General features: G+C 65.0%; 18 protein-coding genes. 4 read left to right on the forward strand and 14 right to left on the reverse strand.

All coding sequences use genetic code 11. From position 1 onward, the window contains the following. Nucleotides 1–19: 19 nt before the first annotated feature. Complete coding sequence (locus AmiPiv_RS10395) at nt 20–310, reverse strand: Dabb family protein (RefSeq protein WP_340037346.1); 291 nt, start codon at nt 308–310, stop codon at nt 20–22. Between the two features lie 357 nt (nt 311–667). Here AmiPiv_RS10395 and AmiPiv_RS10400 point away from each other — a divergent pair, with 357 nt between their 5' ends. After that, nucleotides 668–1,924 carry a cyclopropane-fatty-acyl-phospholipid synthase family protein gene (locus AmiPiv_RS10400; protein ID WP_340037348.1) on the forward strand — a complete coding sequence of 419 codons (1,257 nt, stop codon included), beginning with the start codon at nt 668–670 and terminating at the stop codon, nt 1,922–1,924. Nucleotides 1,925–2,049: 125 nt separating this feature from the next. Then, nucleotides 2,050–3,030, forward strand: coding sequence for a glycerophosphodiester phosphodiesterase family protein (locus AmiPiv_RS10405; RefSeq protein ID WP_340037349.1), 981 nt, complete (start codon nt 2,050–2,052; stop codon nt 3,028–3,030). Nucleotides 3,031–3,066: 36 nt separating this feature from the next. Here AmiPiv_RS10405 and AmiPiv_RS10410 read toward each other — a convergent pair whose 3' ends face one another. Both AmiPiv_RS10410 and AmiPiv_RS10415 read right to left on the reverse strand, forming a co-directional pair. Then, nucleotides 3,067–5,043: a bifunctional 2',3'-cyclic-nucleotide 2'-phosphodiesterase/3'-nucleotidase gene (locus tag AmiPiv_RS10410; protein WP_445206939.1), complete on the reverse strand. Its 1,977-nt coding sequence runs from the start codon at nt 5,041–5,043 to the stop codon at nt 3,067–3,069. A 184-nt stretch (nt 5,044–5,227) separates the two neighbouring features. Continuing rightward, the gene (locus tag AmiPiv_RS10415; RefSeq protein WP_340037351.1) at nt 5,228–5,701 is read right to left on the reverse strand and encodes an Lrp/AsnC family transcriptional regulator; all 474 of its coding nucleotides are present in this window, start codon (nt 5,699–5,701) and stop codon (nt 5,228–5,230) included. 154 nt (nt 5,702–5,855) lie between these two features. Here AmiPiv_RS10415 and ald point away from each other — a divergent pair, with 154 nt between their 5' ends. Then, nucleotides 5,856–6,971: an alanine dehydrogenase gene (gene ald, locus AmiPiv_RS10420; protein WP_340037353.1), complete on the forward strand. Its 1,116-nt coding sequence runs from the start codon at nt 5,856–5,858 to the stop codon at nt 6,969–6,971. A gap of 61 nt (nt 6,972–7,032) precedes the next feature. On the opposite strand, the gene AmiPiv_RS10425 is transcribed toward ald, so the two are convergent. The 7 genes from AmiPiv_RS10425 to AmiPiv_RS10455 form a co-directional block, all read right to left on the reverse strand. Then, nucleotides 7,033–7,515, reverse strand: coding sequence for a DUF1203 domain-containing protein (locus tag AmiPiv_RS10425; protein WP_340037354.1), 483 nt, complete (start codon nt 7,513–7,515; stop codon nt 7,033–7,035). A 69-nt stretch (nt 7,516–7,584) separates the two neighbouring features. Beyond that, nucleotides 7,585–8,181 carry a 4-hydroxy-tetrahydrodipicolinate reductase gene (locus AmiPiv_RS10430; RefSeq protein ID WP_340037355.1) on the reverse strand — a complete coding sequence of 199 codons (597 nt, stop codon included), beginning with the start codon at nt 8,179–8,181 and terminating at the stop codon, nt 7,585–7,587. Nucleotides 8,182–8,279: 98 nt separating this feature from the next. Continuing rightward, nucleotides 8,280–8,837 carry an OmpA family protein gene (locus AmiPiv_RS10435; protein ID WP_340037356.1) on the reverse strand — a complete coding sequence of 186 codons (558 nt, stop codon included), beginning with the start codon at nt 8,835–8,837 and terminating at the stop codon, nt 8,280–8,282. A gap of 108 nt (nt 8,838–8,945) precedes the next feature. Beyond that, the gene (locus tag AmiPiv_RS10440; protein WP_340037726.1) at nt 8,946–9,509 is read right to left on the reverse strand and encodes a GNAT family N-acetyltransferase; all 564 of its coding nucleotides are present in this window, start codon (nt 9,507–9,509) and stop codon (nt 8,946–8,948) included. 2 nt (nt 9,510–9,511) lie between these two features. Next, entirely contained in the window at nt 9,512–10,363 is an 852-nt protein-coding gene (gene sseA, locus AmiPiv_RS10445; RefSeq protein WP_340037357.1) for a 3-mercaptopyruvate sulfurtransferase, read from the reverse strand. A 13-nt stretch (nt 10,364–10,376) separates the two neighbouring features. Further along, nucleotides 10,377–11,120 (reverse strand): alanyl-tRNA editing protein, encoded by a 744-nt coding sequence (locus AmiPiv_RS10450; protein ID WP_340037727.1) that lies wholly within the window; start codon nt 11,118–11,120, stop codon nt 10,377–10,379. After that, a complete protein-coding gene (locus AmiPiv_RS10455) occupies nt 11,120–12,154 on the reverse strand; it encodes a cysteine synthase A (protein WP_340037358.1) in 1,035 nt (344 codons plus the stop codon). The genes AmiPiv_RS10450 and AmiPiv_RS10455 overlap by 1 nt, the downstream gene beginning before the upstream one ends. A 211-nt stretch (nt 12,155–12,365) precedes the next feature. Here AmiPiv_RS10455 and AmiPiv_RS10460 point away from each other — a divergent pair, with 211 nt between their 5' ends. Then, nucleotides 12,366–13,187, forward strand: coding sequence for an SDR family NAD(P)-dependent oxidoreductase (locus AmiPiv_RS10460; protein ID WP_340037359.1), 822 nt, complete (start codon nt 12,366–12,368; stop codon nt 13,185–13,187). A gap of 3 nt (nt 13,188–13,190) precedes the next feature. On the opposite strand, the gene AmiPiv_RS10465 is transcribed toward AmiPiv_RS10460, so the two are convergent. From AmiPiv_RS10465 to deoD, 4 genes are all read right to left on the reverse strand, one after another. After that, nucleotides 13,191–14,393 (reverse strand): MFS transporter, encoded by a 1,203-nt coding sequence (locus AmiPiv_RS10465; RefSeq protein WP_340037360.1) that lies wholly within the window; start codon nt 14,391–14,393, stop codon nt 13,191–13,193. A 106-nt stretch (nt 14,394–14,499) separates the two neighbouring features. Beyond that, nucleotides 14,500–15,906 carry a DEAD/DEAH box helicase gene (locus AmiPiv_RS10470; protein ID WP_340037361.1) on the reverse strand — a complete coding sequence of 469 codons (1,407 nt, stop codon included), beginning with the start codon at nt 15,904–15,906 and terminating at the stop codon, nt 14,500–14,502. A gap of 291 nt (nt 15,907–16,197) precedes the next feature. Then, nucleotides 16,198–16,353: a hypothetical protein gene (locus tag AmiPiv_RS10475; RefSeq protein WP_445206940.1), complete on the reverse strand. Its 156-nt coding sequence runs from the start codon at nt 16,351–16,353 to the stop codon at nt 16,198–16,200. A 211-nt stretch (nt 16,354–16,564) separates the two neighbouring features. Next, a complete protein-coding gene (gene deoD, locus AmiPiv_RS10480; RefSeq protein WP_445206947.1) occupies nt 16,565–17,278 on the reverse strand; it encodes a purine-nucleoside phosphorylase in 714 nt (237 codons plus the stop codon). Between the last annotated feature and the right edge of the window lie 54 nt (nt 17,279–17,332).

Below are 17,332 nucleotides of genomic sequence, written 5' to 3' on the forward strand. Positions count from 1 at the left end.
CAGCAACTCGGGGCGGTAGCTATCGAGCTGCCACGACGTCAGCCGAATATCGCAGTTCCCGCATCGGACGCACGCGTAGCGTCGTTTGGTCGTAGACCGGGTGTGCCTTGTAGGCCGCCAGGGCCTCGAGGTCGGCAAACTCCGCATAGACGACGATGTCGATCTCGTCGGACATCGGATCGACCTTGGTGTTGACGGTGACCTCGAAGCAGGTCGAGTGCGGGATCTTGCCGAGCGCCGACAATTCCTCGCGGATCGTCTCGACATCCTCTTGGCGCCGCGCGCTGAAGAACACGATGTGCCGGATCAAGGCGCGATTCCTTCTGTTCGTTGTGCTGGCGCCTTTTGGGTCCGCTTTTTGTCCACGTCAATCAGGCAAAGAGCCACGGGCACAAGCCGGCCAATCCGTGAGCTTCGCTCCTTGTCGCCCGGACGGCAGCCTTAGATATCCCTGGCATACCTGAGTACCGCAAGATGACACTTGCGATTCACGGCATTGCCGACGAAAGTTGCGTGGAAATTCGATTTCAGTGCCAATTCCCGGCGGCATCCGGCAAGTCAACCGCGGGGCCGCCAGTAGATTTCCGAGTGTTGCGCGGCGCGCGCGGGGTGTGCGGGCTTGCTGCTTTCCGCAAACGATCGGGCAGACGATTTGGGACGGAGCGATATGGCCGAACCGAAATCAGACAAAGACAGCCGCAACGGCGAGATCGCCCTCCACGAGGGCAATCTGGCGGATTTCGCCAAGGGCCTGCCAGCCCGCGCTAGGCTGGCGCTGTCGGCGGCGCTGCAACTGCCCAAGGGCTCGCTCACCGTGAAGATCCCGGACGGGCGCAGCGTCCTCGTCGGAGGCAGGGCGCCCGGCCCCGAGGCGGAGATCGTGCTGCACAACTGGAACCTGCCCGGCCGCGCCTTCAGCGGCGGCACCATCGGACTGGCGGAATCCTACATCGACGGCGATTGGGAAAGTCCGGACGTGACGACCTTCCTCGAGCTGTTCGTGGTCAACACCGAGATCGGCGAAAGGGTTGCGGGCAGCGCGAACTGGCTCCTGAACGCCGTCCAGCGCGTCCGCCACTGGCTGCACGACAACACCCGCACCGGCTCGAAGCGCAACATTTCCGCGCACTACGACCTCGGCAACAGCTTCTACAGCAAGTGGCTCGACACGAGCATGACCTATTCGTCTGGCCTCTATGCGACCGGCGCGAACGACCTCGCCGGCGCGCAGGCAGAAAAATATCGCGCCCTGGCGCGCGACGCAGGCATCAGCCCCGGCGACCACGTCCTCGAGATCGGTTGCGGCTGGGGCGGCTTTGCCGAATTCGCGGCGCGGGAGATCGGCTGCAAGGTCACCGGGCTCACCATCAGCCGCGAGCAGTTCGATTTCGCCCGGAAGCGCATCCAGGACGCAGGCCTCGCCGACAGGGTCGAACTGAAGCTGCAGGATTATCGCGACGAGACCGGCCGCTATGATCGCATCGCCTCGATCGAGATGTTCGAGGCGGTGGGCGAAAAACATTGGCCGACCTTCTTCGCCAAGATGAAACAATGCCTGCGTCCCGGCGGTACCGCCGGCCTGCAGATCATCACCATCAACGAGGCCGCCTACCCGCTCTACCGCAAGCGGCCCGACTTCATTCAACGCTACGTGTTCCCGGGCGGCATGCTGCCCACGCCGGAGCTGCTGAAGTCACTCGGCGCCGAGCACGGGCTCGACTATTGGCGCGAACGCGTCTTCCCTCAGGACTACGCGCGTACCCTGGCGGAATGGCGGACCCGGTTCTGGTCGTCCTGGGAACGCATCGTGCCGCTCGGCTTCGATGAACGCTTCAAGAAGCTCTGGGAGTTCTATCTCCACTATTGCGAGGCGGGGTTCCGGGCCGAATACATCGACGTGAGACAAGTCGTCTACAAGGCCTGAACTTCGCAGCGGCCAACCAGAATATATTCGGATCGACGACATAAACGCGCCGGGATTCCGTCCCGAAAACGACGGAGTATTCTTGAATCTGAGGCTACGGGTCCGGCCTTGGAGCGAATCAAGACATGCGCAGGCGACATATCTTCCTTCTGACCTTCCTCGCCGCGGGCGGCGCTATCTATCTCAACAACACCTCGCTGCTTTCGAGCCGTCCCGCGGGCAAACCGGTGATCCTCGCCCATCGGGGGCTCGCGCAGGAGTTCGAGCGGGCGGGACTGACCGCGGAGACCTGCACCGCCGAACGCATGCTGCCGCCGCGCCACGATTATCTCGAGAACACGCTGGCCTCTATGGAGGCGGCGTTTACGCTCGGCGCCGACGTGCTGGAGCTCGACGTGCACCCAACCACCGACGGCCAGTTCGCCGTCTTCCACGACTGGACCGTCGACTGCCGCACCGAAGGCAGCGGCCGGACCCGCGATCAGTCCATGGCGGCGCTCAGGCAGCTCGACGTGGGCTACGGCTACACGGCAGATGGCGGCAAGACCTTCCCCTTCCGCGGCAAGGGCATAGGCCTGATGCCGTCGCTCGACGAGGTGTTTTCGCGCTTCCCCGACCAGCGCTTCCACATCAACGTCAAGAGTAACGACGCGGCGGAAGGCAAGGCCCTTGCCGCCTATCTCTCGACGCTTCCGGCCGAACGGCGCGCAGCGCTCGCCGTCGTCGGCGGCGACGCCCCGGTCCGGGCCGTCAAGGAAGCCCTGCCCGGCATGCGCACCGTCAGCAAGGAATCGCTGATGAGATGCCTGTTGCGCTACGAGGGCCTGGGCTGGACCGGCTATGTGCCGGATGCCTGCCGCGGCACCACCCTGCTCGTCCCGCTCAACGTCGCGCCCTGGATCTGGGGCTGGCCGGACCGCTTCCTTGACCGCATGGAGAGCGTCGGCACGAGCGTTTATCTGCTCGGGCCCTATGGTGGCGGCGGATTTTCGGACGGCATCGACGACCCGGCCACCGTCGACCGGCTGCCCGCGGGCTACTCGGGCGGCATTTCGACCGACCAGCTGGACGCGATCGCCCCCGCCGTCGCCAGGCGGGAGCTCTGAGGAGCCCATGAGGAGCGGCCGCCCCGGTGCGGCCACTTAGAGGGTTATGCGATACTTCGCAAAGCCCTCGGCGCCCTCGCCGGCCTGCTCGATCCTCACGGCCTTGATCTCGGCGAGGTGCTCCTTCGCCTTGGGGCCCGTCTCGAAGATCACGGAGGCACCCTGCACGGGCGCAAACGACCAGTTCGAGTCGGCCGACGGGTTGATCGTGCCTTGGTCGACGATGTAGCGCACGATGACGTCGCGGTTGGTGTCGGGCGCTTCGAATATCACCTTCGAGGCATTGATCTCGGGGAAGTTGCCGCCGCCGCCGGCCCGGTAATTGTTGGTCGCGACGACGAATTTCGCTGCCGGATCAATTGGTTTGTCGCCGAACATCAAGTCGACGATGCGGCTGGAGCCGGCATTCAGCACGGTGCCCTTGGCATCGTATTTGGGCGGCTGGGCCAGGTCGACCTTGTAGGTGACACCGTCGATGACGTCGAAATTGTAGGACGGGAAGTCGGCATTGATCAACGGCTGGTCCGCCTTGCCCGGCTCGACCTTGTTGAAGATGCCGGCCGACATCTCGAGCCATTCCTTCACCTGCGCGCCGGTGATCGCCACCGCCTGGACGGTGTTGGGGTAGAGGTAGAGGTCGGCGACGTTCTTGATCGCCACGTCGCCGGCAGGCACGTCGGTGTAGTAGTCAGGCCCGCCGCGTCCTCCGGACTTGAACGGCGCCGCGGCCGAAAGCACCGGCAGGTCCTTGTGCTCGGTGTCCTTCAGCATGTCCTTGATGTACCAGGTCTGCGCCTGGCTCACGATCTGCACCGACGGATCGTCGGCGACCAGCGCGAAGTAGGAGTAGAGCGGCGCCGACGTCTTGCCGACGGGCGTACGCACATAGGCGATCGTCGCCTCGTGCTCCTCCTTCACCGCCGCCTCGACCGAAGCCCGGCTTTCCACCGTCGGCATAACCTTCTTGTCGACGCGCTTGAAGATCGGCCGTGCCTCGCTGGTCGAGCTGACAACCTTCCAGGCATTGCCGTCGCGCTCCAGCATCAGGTCGATCAGCCCGAGATGAGAGCCCCAGAAGCCGCCCATCACGCCCGGCTTGCCGTTGATCGTGCCCTTGGCGTTGTCGACGCCGGCAACGCCTTCGAATTTGGGGCCGGGGAAGTCGAGGTGGCTGTGGCCGGTGACGATGGCGTCGATACCGTCCACGCCGGCGAGCAGGATGGATGCGTTCTCCAGGTTGTCGCCGGCAGCCGGCGTGCCCATGCCCGAGTGAGCCAGCGCGATGACGATCTCGGCGCCCTCCTCCTTCATCTGCGGCACCCACGCCTGAGCCGTCTTGACGATGTCGCGGGTCATCGCCTTGCCGCCAAGGTGCTTGGCGTCCCAGGTCATCACCTGGGGCGGCACGAAGCCGATCAGGCCGATGCGGATCGGCTGCTCCGCGCCCGCGCCGTCCTTCAGCTTCTTGTCGACGATGACATAGGGTTTCAGGAACAGTTCGTCCTTGGTGGCGTCGGCGGCGAGCTGGCCCTTGGTCAGGTTGGCGCAGACAAAGGGGAAACTGGCGCCGTTGAGCACCTTGAACATGTAGTCCAGGCCATAGTTGAACTCGTGGTTGCCGAGCGTCGAGCAGTCGTAGCCCAGCGTGTTCATTGCCTTGATGATCGGGTGGATGTCGCCGTCCTTCATGCCGCGCTGATAGGCCATGAAGTCGCCCATCGGGTTGCCCTGCAGGAAGTCGCCATTGTCGAGGAGCAGAGAGTTGGTGGCCTCGGCCCGGATGGCATCGATGATCGAGGCGGTCCTGGCCACGCCCATCGTGTCGTTCGGCTTGTCGGCATAATAGTCGTAGGGGAAGACGTGGACGTGCAGGTCCGTGGTTTCCATGATCCTGAGATGCGCCTGGTTGGCCTGCGCGCGCGCCGAGAACGGATGCATCATCACGATCGCGCCGGCGGCCGCAGAGCCGGCAAGAAAAGAACGGCGAGAAATCGGGTGAAGCATGCTGGACATTTTCATTCTCCAGGGAAATGAACTGACAGTATTCAGCCGGCGTATGAAAGGTGAAATCTTGCGCCAATTTCAGCGCAAGTCCAGCGGCTCGATGTAACAGCCCTGTGACGAGCCTTGGGGAATGGATTGGTCCAGCGAGCCGCCCCCGGCTATACACAGAGGCCGACGTTCCACCCGAAAGGTTTCAGGCCAGGTCCGGACGCATGCCCATGGCGGTGCGGTCTATCACTTCGCGCAGCGCGAAGGACGAGTTGATCTTGGTGACGTGCGGCATGGCCGACAGCCATTCCTTGTGGATGCGCTCGTAGTCGGGCAGGTCGCGCGCGGCGATGCGCAGGATGTAGTCGTATTCGCCCGACATCAGGTGGCAGGAGAGGATGTTGGGGCAGCGCTTCACCGCCACCTCGAACTCGCTCAGCGTCTTCTCGAACTGGCCGGACAGCGATATGTGGACGATCACCGTCATCTGGTGGCCGAGGGCTGCGTTCGAAAGCCTGGCGTGGTAGCCGCTGATGATGCCCGACTTCTCAAGGTTGTCGAGACGGCGCGAACAGGCGGACTGGGACAGGCCGACCTTCTCGGCCAGCGCCGCATTGGGCATGCGGCCGTCTTTCTGGAGTGAGTCCAGAATGGCGATATCAATCCTGTCCAGCGGCATTCTTCGAATTTCCTTCGATATTTCCAGCGAACGACGCAAGGATTATCGAGTACGGCCCGCCGGCGCAACTCATTTCGCAAACATATTCGAGCCGATTCGTGATTCACTTCCTACATAGGGAACAAGAGCCTGAACGGCTGCGGAGGAGCGAGAAATGCGTGTTGGCTGCCCCAAGGAAATCAAGAACCACGAGTACCGCGTCGGACTGACCCCCGGCTCGGTCCGCGAATATGTCGCCCACGGCCATGAGGTGCTGATCGAGGCCGGCGCGGGTGCCGGCATCGGTGCCGACGACAACGCCTATCGCGCCGCCGGCGCGCATATCGCCAAGACGGCGGAGGAGGTCTTCACCCGCTCCGACATGATCGTGAAGGTCAAGGAACCCCAGCCCAGGGAATGGGCGCAGCTGCGCGAAGGCCAGATCCTCTACACCTACCTGCACCTCGCTCCCGATCCCGATCAGACCAGGGGGCTGCTCGCCTCCGGGGTCACGGCGGTCGCCTACGAAACGGTGACCGACGACCGCGGCGGCCTGCCGCTGCTGGCGCCGATGTCGGAAGTCGCCGGACGGCTGTCGATCCAGGCGGGCGCCACCGCCCTGCAGAAGGCCAATGGCGGCCGCGGCGTGCTGCTCGGCGGCGTGCCAGGCGTGCTGCCGGGCAAGGTCGCGGTGATCGGTGGCGGCGTCGTCGGCCTGCATGCCGCCCGCATGGCGGCCGGGCTCGGCGCCGACGTTTCCATCATCGACCGCTCGATCCCGCGCCTGCGCCAGTTGGACGACATCTTCGCCGGCCGCGTGCATACCCGCTATTCGACCGTCGAGGCGCTGGAAGAGGAGTGCTTCTCGGCCGACATCATCGTCGGCGCGGTCCTCATCCCCGGGGCTGCGGCACCGAAGCTCGTCAGCCGCGAGATGCTGTCGGGCATGAAGAAGGGCGCGGTTCTCGTCGACGTCGCCATCGACCAGGGCGGCTGCTTCGAGACCTCGCATGCCACGACCCACGCCGATCCGACCTACGAGGTCGACGGCATCATCCACTACTGCGTTGCCAACATGCCGGGTGCGGTGCCGGTGACCTCGGCGCACGCACTCAACAATGCCACGCTGCACTACGGCCTGGCGCTCGCTGACCGCGGCCTCAAGGCGCTCGCCGACGAACCGCATCTGCGCAACGGGCTCAACGTGCATCGCGGACGGATCACCAACCGCGCCGTCGCCGAGGCCCTCGGCTACGAGATGATGGACGCCAAGACTGCACTGGCGGCCTGAGTCGCATCCACCACCTTCGAACGCCCGCCGCAGCGATGCGGCGGGCTTTTTCTTTACTTGGTCAGGCCTCCGCGCCGGCAAGCTCAATCCGGCATTGATAACAATTGTTCCTGGCCGAACGCATGTGCACGTAGGCGACGTCGGGGCGCGCCAGCAACTCATAGGCCTTCGCGACGATCTCCGGCGTCGGCGTCACCGCCCCGGTGCCATAGACGATGCGGTCGTCGGCACCGTAGCCGCGCAGGATGTAGTCGCGCGTCTTCGTGAACAATTCGGGCAGCTCGGCGGTTTCGTCGGCGCGCGGGCACTCCCCGGCATGGAGGAAGATCGGGCCGGTCTCCGCATAGGGCTGCAACTCGGGAAACGGCCGGTATGCGAGTATGAGATACGGCTCGCCCGCAGCCACATTCTTCAGGCAGTGGCGACACGGCACGCCGTCGCCATCGGAAAGGCGGCGCTCGGGGACCATGCCGTAGGCATCCGGCGCCCCACTCTGTAGCGCTCTCACTTCGTCGGTGGGCAAGGCCTTGAATTTCAGGGTCATGGCGGCAGTCCTCTTGGTGCGACCCCGGCAAGCTAGGCCGAGCCCAGGCAGGCGCCCACCCGATTGCCGCTAGACCGACAGGGTTTCGTCCATCAACGCATCCAGCACCCGCACCAGCCCGCTGAACTCGCGCACCCGGCGGATGGCGAGCAGCGCACCGGCAACATAGGGAACCGCGGACGTGCCGGCGTCGTGGCGAATGGTAAGGCGCTCCTCCGGCAGGCCGAACACCGCCTCGCACGACAGTTGATAGGATGGCAGGCGCAGCGAGTGCACCTGCACCGCGGTTCCCTCCCCCATGGTGGCGCCGCGCGCCTCGGGGTGGCCGAAGACCTCCGAAGTGGGCAGCGCCGTCGGCGCGCGACGGATTTCCGACAGCGTCTCCGCCAGCTCGAGGGCGGTGCCCGACGGGGCGTCAGGCTTCCTGGCGCTGGCGTAGTCGATGATCTCGACATCGGGCCCGTATTGCGCCGCCATCTGCGCGAACTTCTTCATCAGCGTCGCGGTGATCGAATAATTGCCGGCGGCGACCACGCCGACGTCATGCCCCGCGGTGCTGCGCGCCACCGCGCCGACGAGGCGCATGTCCTCCTGCATCAGGATCGCCGGTACGAGCGCCTTGCCCACCCAGCCGGTCGCACCTGCCATCACCACCCCGATCGCCATCGTTCGCCCTCCAGTTGGTATACTGTATACCAATGCGAACGATATGAATAAAGCCCGGCTTTGGCAAGCCGGGCTCCAGGGATCGAATCGTGCTGATGTCAGCGGATGAAATCGTCAAAGCGGCGCAGGGTCACGCGCCGATTGCGCCAGTTCTCGTTCGGGGTCGGCACCAGCAGGAACTCCTCGCCGTATCCGACGGTCTCGAGCGCGTAGCCCGGAATGCCAAACTCCCGCACCAGGGTCCGCCTGAGCGAGGCGGCGCGGCGCTCGGAAAGCGTCTGGTTGGACGCAAACGAGCCGACGGCGTCGGTATGCCCCTCGATCAGCACACGCGTTTCGGGGTCACGGCGCAGGATGCGATTGAGGGCATTGGCGATGTTCTCGACCTTGCCATATTGCGAATAGGGAATCTCGGCCGAGCCGAAGGCGAAGTTGATGGACTGGATGTCGATCGAGGGCGCCATGCGGCGCAGGTCCGGCCGGCGCTTGAACTCGCGGATGGTCACGCGCTGGTTCGGCTTGAGCTTGACCGTCGGCGCCGCCTCGAGCTGGCGCTCGATCTGTGCCGCCGAAGGCGTGGTCGCCTGGGCGGCGGCAAAGGATGGCACGGCGATCAAGGCAATCAGCGCGGCTGCCAAGGTACGGCGGTTCAGCATCAATTACTCTCCTGTCACGTCGACATGAAGTCGAACCCAATAGCCGGGAAGATGCAACAAGCAACCTGAAGATGCGATGAACGGACGGTTCAGACTAGGTTGGCGCCGTTATTCACGCATCACGCTTGCCGCGCGTTCCGCAAAGGTCATCGTCCGAACGTTTTCGGATTTCTGCGCGACCGGCGAAAATCCCATCTTCTGGTAGAGTGGCAAGGCAGCGGGATGGTCCAGCGTGCAGGTCTGCACCGTGACCTTGCGCGGCCTGTAGGACCAGGCGGCGGCGATCGCCGCCCCGAGGAACCAGCGGCCGAGCCCCTGCCCCGTGGCGTGATCCATCAGGCCGAAATAGGCAAGCTCCACTTCCTCGGGCAGGTGCGGCTTGAGGTCGAAGAACCCCGCCGGCGCGCCATCCAGGTAGAGCACCCTGATGTCGCGGTCTTCGCGGTGCAGGCCGGCGGCGAGTTCCTCGTCGTCGAGCCGCAGGATGTTGACCCAATGCCATCTGCGCCCGACGCGGTCCGCCAGGTAGCGATAGTAGTGCAACGGTATTTCGCGCGTCCTGAGCAGGGCGATCTGGCGATTGACCGGCAGCGGCGGCTGATAGGCCGGCGGCACGTGCATTTCGAGGAAGGTCACCGTGACCGGTATGATCTCGCTGCGATCCGCCGACATGGTCATGCCTTGCCCGTGGCCACCGGCGTGTCGGACAAGCCTCCCCATTCGGTCCACGAGCCGTCATAGAGGCGGTTGTCGCCATGGCCGAGCGACTGCAGCGCGAGCGTGATGGCAGCTGCCGTCACCCCCGAGCCGCAGGTGGTGACGACGGGCTTGGAAAGGTCCAGCCCCGCCGCCTCCAGGGTCGACTTCAGGCGGTCGAGCGGAAGCAGTTCACCGTTCTCCGAGAGCGACACCGACGGCACGTTGCGCGCGCCCGGCATGTGGCCGGAGCGCAGGCCCGCCCGTGGTTCCGGATCGACGCCTTCGAAGCGGCCCGCGGAACGGGCGTCCGCCACCTGAGCGGCGCCGGAACGGACGATCTCGCGCATCTCGGCGAGCGATACGACCTTCGAGGCATCGTAGTCGACGTGGAAGACGTTCGGCGCGGTTTTCGTCGGCTCCGAGGTCACCGGCCGGCCATCGGCCCTCCAGCGATCGAAGCCGCCATCCAGTATATAGACCTGGAACACGCCCATGATGCGGAACATCCACCATACCCGCGGAGCCGACAGGAACCCCGGCCCGTCGTAGATGACGATCGTGTCGTCGGCCGAAATGCCCATCGAGCCTGCGTGGCGTGCAAACAGCGACGGCGACGGCAGCATGTGCGGCAGCGCCGAATCGAGATCGCAAACGAGATCGAGATCGAAGAACACGGCGCCAGGAATATGTGCCGCGTCGTATTCGGCGCGCGCGTCGCGCTTGTGCGCCGGCAGATACCAGGATGCATCTACGATCGACAGGCCCGGCGTGCCCAAACGCTGTTCCAGCCAGTCCGCGTCGATGACGAAAGCGCTCTTCTCGGCCATGGGAGGCTCCTGCTCAGTTGGCGGGCATCGCGCCGAAGCGGATGCGGAAGCGGCGGTTCTCGCGCCCCTTCTTTTCGATCTTGGCGATGTGGATCTCGCCGATCTCGACGGTTCTGGCGACGTGGGTGCCGCCGCAGGGCTGGCTGTCGACAGAAGCGTTGTCGCCGATGCAGACCAGCCTGATCCGGCCGGTGCCCGAGGGTGGGCGCACGTTCTTCGACTTGACCAGCGTCGGATTGGCGGCCAGCTCTTCCTCGGCGATCCAGCGCGTGTAGATCGGATGGTTGGCCCTGACGAGTTCCATCAGTTGCTCCGTCACCGCCTCCTTGGTGAAGCCGGCGTCGGGAATGTCGAAATCGACGCGCGAATCGTCCTCTCCGACGGCGGCGCCGGTGATCGGATAGGGGCAGACGACGGTGAGCAGGTGACAGGCCGCATGCATGCGCATGAGAAGGAGCCGGCGCGGCCAGTCGATTGCCAGCTTCAGCCGCTCGCCGACCTGGACAACCGGCTGGTCCGGTCCCGGCACATGGATGATCTCGTCCTTGTGCTCGCCGGTGATGGTCGCGGCCACGGCGATCGGACTGCCGTCCTCGCGCAGCATCGTTCCGGTGTCGCCCGGCTGGCCGCCGGACGTAGCGTAGAAGATTGTGCGGTCCAAAATGATGCCGCCACGGTCGTTGACGGCAAGTACCCGGGCTGCCGTCTCGCGCAGGTATGCATCGTCGCGGAAGACCGCCTCGGTGGAATATGCCATCATGCTACCTGTTCGAACGGGACCTCGATGTCGACCGGCCGGTCCATCCACTCGGGCACCGGAAGCCCCTTGCCGCGCAGGAACTCCGGATTGAACAGCTTCGACTGGTAGCGGGTACCGAAGTCGGCCAGGACCGTGACGATGGTGTGGCCCGGGCCCAACTCGCGCGCCAGGCGCACGGCACCGGCAATGTTGATGCCCGAGGAGCCGCCGACGCAGATGCCCTCGTCCTGGATCAGCTCGAAGACGATCGGCAGCGCCTCTTCGTCGGGGACCTGGTAGGAGAAGTCGGGCGTGAAGCCGTCGAGGTTGGCGGTGATGCGCCCCTGGCCGATGCCTTCGGTGATGGAGCTGCCCTCGGCCTTGAGCTCGCCCGTCGTGTAGTAGCTGTGCAGGGCCGCGCCAAGCGGATCGGCGAGCGCGATCTTCACGTCCCTGCGCTTCGCCTTGAGCCCGATCGCGACGCCCGCGAGCGTGCCGCCGGTACCCACCGCCGAGACGAAGCCGTCGACCTTGCCGCCCGTCTGCTGCCAGATCTCCTCCGCGGTCGTGCGGACGTGACCGTCGCGGTTGGCGACGTTGTCGAACTGGTTGGCCCAGATAGCGCCGTTCGGATCGGTCCTGGCCAGTTGCTCGGCGAGCCTGCCCGAAACCTTCACGTAGTTGTTGGGATTCTTGTAGGGGACGGCGGGCACCTCGATGAGCTCGGCGCCGAGCAGGCGCAACGCGTCCTTCTTCTCCTGGCTCTGCGTGTCGGGAATGACGATGACCGTGCGATAGCCGAGCGCCTTGGCGACGACCGTCAGGCCGATGCCGGTATTGCCCGCGGTGCCCTCGACGATCACGCCGCCCGGGCGGAGCAGTCCGCGCTTCTCGGCATCGCGAATGATGAACAGGCCGGCGCGGTCCTTGACCGACTGGCCAGGGTTCATGAACTCGGCCTTGCCGAGAATCTCGCAACCGGTTTCCTCCGAGGCACGCCTGAGCCTGATGAGAGGGGTATTGCCGATGGCGTCGATCACCGAGCGATGCATGGAGATTCCTTCCTATTTCGCCGTGGAACCCTAGAAATCTGCACCTCGGCTTTCAAGGCAAGAATTTCTCTGGACCATTTACATTCCGCCGCAAACCACGCGCCAAGTATCGTGCAGGACTTCTCCGCCCCAACATATCGGGCGAAAACAGGCCTTTGCAGGCGAAGGCTGCGCCGCTAGAGCTATGCGACACAATTTGCGGGGGATTTGAGTGAGTACATACCGGGCCGCCCCGAAGGACGGCGTCGCGTGGATTACGGGTGGCAGCACGGGGATTGGTCGCGCGGTGGCCCGTCTCCTCGCCAGGCAGGGCTACACGGTCGCGGTCACCGTGCGTCCCGACGATCCGCTGGACGCGCTCATTGCCGAAACCGAAGGCATGGCTGGGCGCATCCTGTCCTTCCCGTCGGATGTTACCGACGAGGCCGGTATGGCGGCGGCGGTGGCGGCGATCGAGTCCCAGGCAGGCCCCATCGTGCTCGCCATCTTCAATGCCGGTACCTACCTGCCCGTCAGGGGCGATGACCTGCAGCTGAATTCCTTCCGCCAGAGCTTCGACGTCAATGTCTTCGGCGTGCTCAACGGGCTTGCGCCGGTGATCGAACGCATGCGCAATCGCGGTCGCGGGCATGTCGTGTTCATGGGCTCGATCAGCGCCTATTTCGGCTGGCCGACGACCGCTGCCTACGCCGCGACGAAAGCCGCGATCAATGTCATCGCCGAAGCGCTCAAGTTCGATTTCGACAAGATGAACATCCGAACCCAGGTGCTGAACCCAGGTTTCATCGACACGCCGCTGACCCAGAAAAGCGCGTTTTCGATGCCGGCCATGATGTCGGTCGACGACGCGGCCGAACGGGTCTGCCGGGCGGTACGAAAGGGCGGCTTCGAGGTCACCTTCCCGAGGCGCCTGACCTGGGGGATGAAGCTGCTTTTCCTCCTGCCGCGTCCCTTGCGGGAAATGGCCTTGCAAACTTCGACCCGCTGGAAGGCCGAGCCGATCGTCTATCTGCGGCGCTCGACCTTCGACTGAAGATCAGGCTGCCGCCGGCTGAGGCTTCGCGTCGCGCGCCCAGAGATAGATGACGATCGCCGCCCCAAGCATGGCGACATAGAACCAGAACAGGGCCGAATACGCCGCCGTGGGCTCGCCCGGCACCACGCTTGCCGTCACCACAGCGCCGGTTGCGAACTGCATGGCGCCTACGCCACCGATCGAGAAGAAATTCATCAGCGTGACGCCGCGCCCGACGAGATGGGCGGGGAAGAACGCCCGTGCATGCGCCATGAGCAGGCCATAGCTGCCGCCGGTCAGGCCGATAATTACGAAAATGGCAGTAACGGCCGCCACGTCGGCAAAGACATCGACGGCGAGATACAGGATCGCCAGCAGGCCTATGGTGTTCCCTGCCACCGCAACCCACTTGCGGGTGCGGAAGATCGTGTCGAGCGGCCCATAGATGAAGGCCCCAGCGACCATGGCCAGTGCCATGAACAAGGTCACCTGCCCGATCATCAAGGCGTCCGCGCCATAGACGTCGACGAGATACGGGCCGGACCAGAGGCCGCGGATCCCCGTCGTCGGTGCATAGTTGATGGCCGTCAGCGGGATGATCGGCCACAGCACGCGCATGCGGAGCAATTCGCGGTAGCCGTCGAACCCGACTGCGCCCTGGTCCATGCCGGGAGGCGATTGCGGATCGCGCACGAGCACCAGAATCGCCAAGGCAACCATGATCGTGACGAGCGCAAGCCCCGCCATCACCGGCCGCCAGCCGAACGCTTCGGCGGCCTGGGCAAGCGGTGCCGCGCCAATGACGTTGCCGGCCGTCCCGAAAGCCACCATCCACGAGGCCAGCACCGAAAACCGCGCGAGCGAAAAGACGCGGGCGAAGATGAACAGCGAAGACATCAGCACCGGAGCGCAGCCTATGCCGATCAGAGCCATAGCAACGATCACCATCCATGGGGTCGACGCGGCAGCAAACAGGATGGCCCCACCGCCGCCGCCGAGCATCAGCAACGCTGATGCCGTGCGCCGCGGCCCGACACGGTCGAGAGACACGCCGATGGCGAACTGGGCCAGCGCAAAAGTAAGGAAGAACACGCCGGACGCCAGCGACAAATGCGCTTTGGTGGCCCCCAATTCAGCGGTCAGCGCCGGGGTGAGCACGGCCATGAACGACCGGTAGAATTGCGACAGCACGTAGGCGATCGCGAGCGTCGCTATGCCGGTCATGCGCTCCCCTGCAACAGAAAGGGCGGCCGAGGCACCGCCCCGACCGCCCTAGCCTATTCATGCCGTTGCAGCAAATGGACCAGGCTGGCCCGATCTGCTGCACAGATCAGGCAGCTCGCGAATTCGGGCCGCGATTGCCGAAACCGCGGCGCTTGCCGCGAAACGGCTTGCCGCCGGCGGGCTTGTCCGCCTTCGGCGCGCCTCCGCCCGACCGCTCGCCGCCCTTGGCGAAACGCGGCTTGCCACCGCCATTACCGCGACCACGCTGGCCGTTCGGGTGCCCTTGCCTGCGCTCGCCATCGTCGTCGTTGGCCGGCTCCGGCAAGCGATGCTCGCCGGCAGGCCGCTGCGGATCTGGCTGGCCAAGATGGTCGGCGTCGACCGTCAGCTTCATGCGGATGATGCGCTCGACCTGCTTGAGCTTGGAGTTCTCCGAGGGGTCGACCAGGGTGACCGCAACGCCGGAAGCACCGTTGCGGCCGGTACGGCCGATTCGGTGGACGTAGCTCTCTGCTTCGTCCGGCAGGTCGAAATTGACGACATGGCTGATGCCGGGCACGTCGATGCCGCGTGCAGCGATATCGGTTGCCACCAGGATGCGGACGGAGCCGTCGCGGAAGCCGTTCAGCGCCCGCTGACGTGCGTTCTGCGACTTGTTGCCGTGGATGACCGCCGCCTCGAAGCCGTCGCGCTCGAGATCGCGGGTCACGCGGTCGGCGCCATGCTTGGTGCGGGCGAACACGATCACCGAGCGCATGGCCTCGTCGGCCAGCATGTCGGAGAGAATCTTGCGCTTCTGCTTGGTGCGGGCAAGGACGACGCTCTGGCGGATTTCGGCCGCCGTGGTGCCCTGGGGAGCCACCTCGACACGGACCGGGTCCCTGAGCAGCCCGGCTGCCAGCTCGGCGATTTCCGCCGGCATGGTGGCCGAGAACAGCGCCGTCTGCCGGAACTTGGCCGTCGCCTTGGCGATGCGCTTGACGTCGTTGATGAAACCCATGTCGAGCATGCGGTCGGCCTCGTCGAGGACGAGCCACTGGGTGTCGGCCAGGATCACGTCGCCTTCGCGGACGAGATCGGTCAGGCGGCCGGGCGTCGCGATCAGCACGTCGACGCCTGGGCCGACCTTCCGGACCTGCGCATTGCGGGAGACGCCGCCGAGCACCAGCGCGGTCGAAATGTGCGCGCCCTTGGCCAGCAGCTTGATGGTGTCCTCGATCTGGACTGCGAGTTCGCGCGTCGGAGCGAGGATGAGCGCGCGCGCGGTCTTCGGCCTGCGCTTGGTGCCGAGCGCAATGATCTTGGAAAGGATGGGTAGCGCGAATGCCGCGGTCTTGCCGGAGCCGGTCTGGGCGATGCCGAGGATGTCGCGGCCTTCCAGCTGTGCCGGGATCGACTCGACCTGGATCGGCTTGGGCTCGGTGAAGCCGGCAGCGATGGTCGACTTGAGCAGCGCGCCCGAAATGCCGAGTTTGGCGAAGCCGTTCAGCTCCGCGGAATTTTCATTGGTCAATATCTTCTTCTTTCGTGCGACGGCCATCCGCCGCAAACATCAATGGCGGCAGGGCGCAACCTGCCGGCCTCGATCTCTTGTGAAACGACAAGGCGGCGGACATCGTCCGCTCGGCTGCGCTGTCGCGCCCGCATGCCTCATGCCGCGGGTCTATTTCGCCGCTTGCCGTAGCCGGAAAGGGGAGAAAACAGACGCAACCAAGTCTCTGCAGTGAGAAAGCCGGCAAGCCCGGCCCAAGCGCCTATGTCGCCGCATATGGCGGAACCGCGGGCAAAATGCAAGTCCCCCGCTTCAGGCAGCTTCGGCGACGACCTCGTTCAACGTGTCGAGATCGACATAGAAGATGCGGGTGATGGCGACAATCAGCTCATCCCCCCAATAGCCGTAAGACTTCAGGATGCTGACGGCGGTGGCTATGTCGACGGTTTCCGTCAGACGCCTCTTCATGCTGTCCTCGACGAATTCTTCCATCGGGCTGTCCCTCTGTCCGATTGCCAACGCAAGGAACACGGAAGCAGAACTCTCGATCCGGGATAGTGCGACTCGCTTGCCTGGAACTTGCGGATTGCCAGCCACCTCGGGGCCTCACCGACCGAACCCACCCCAGGCGATTCGTGGCTGGAATATTAGCACGAGCAGAAATATCCTTCGAGCTTGGCTACGCCCGAGGGGCAACGACCTCGAGTGCCAGGCCGGTCATGCCGCGGAACAGCTCCTGCCGTTCGGCAGGGTCCGTGCCTTCGCCGGTGACGAGGCTGTCGACCACCGTACAGATCGACAGCGCCTTGGCGCCGAAGCGGGCGGCTATCGAGTAGAGGGCATTGGTTTCCATATCGACGGCAAGCGCCCCGCTTGCCCTGACGCCTGCGAAGCGGGCAAGCCCGTCCGGATGATAGAACACGTCGCTGGATGCCGTCTGACCGACATGGTGGTCGACCGCGAGTTCCTCAGCCTTCTCGGCCGCACGGCGCAGCAGCTGGAAATCGGCGCTCGGAGCATAGTCGTAGAGTCCGAAAAGCTGCCGATTGACGTGGCTGTCGGTGCTCGCCGACTGCGAGATCACCAGGCTGCGCAGCCTGACCTGCTCCGCCAGCGCTCCGCAGGTGCCGATACGGATCAGCGTCCGCGCACCATAGGTGTCTAGCAATTCATGCGCATAGATCGACAGCGAGGGCGCACCGATACCGGTGGTCTGCACGCTGATCAGCATGCCGCGCCAGCGCCCGGTAAATCCCAGCGCACCGCGGACACGGTTCACGCAACGGGCCTCTTCGAGAAAGTTCCTGGCCACCCACTCCGTGCGTTGCGGATCCCCCGCGAGCAGTACGGTCTCGGCGTAGTCGTCCCTTTCCGCCTCGTTGTGCGGCGTCAGCTGCATCGACGATCCTGACTGGCCTCCGCACGCATCATGGCATTCTGCCGCGTG

This window comes from Aminobacter sp. Piv2-1 (assembly GCF_037625995.1).
Classification (GTDB): Bacteria; Pseudomonadota; Alphaproteobacteria; order Rhizobiales; family Rhizobiaceae; genus Aminobacter.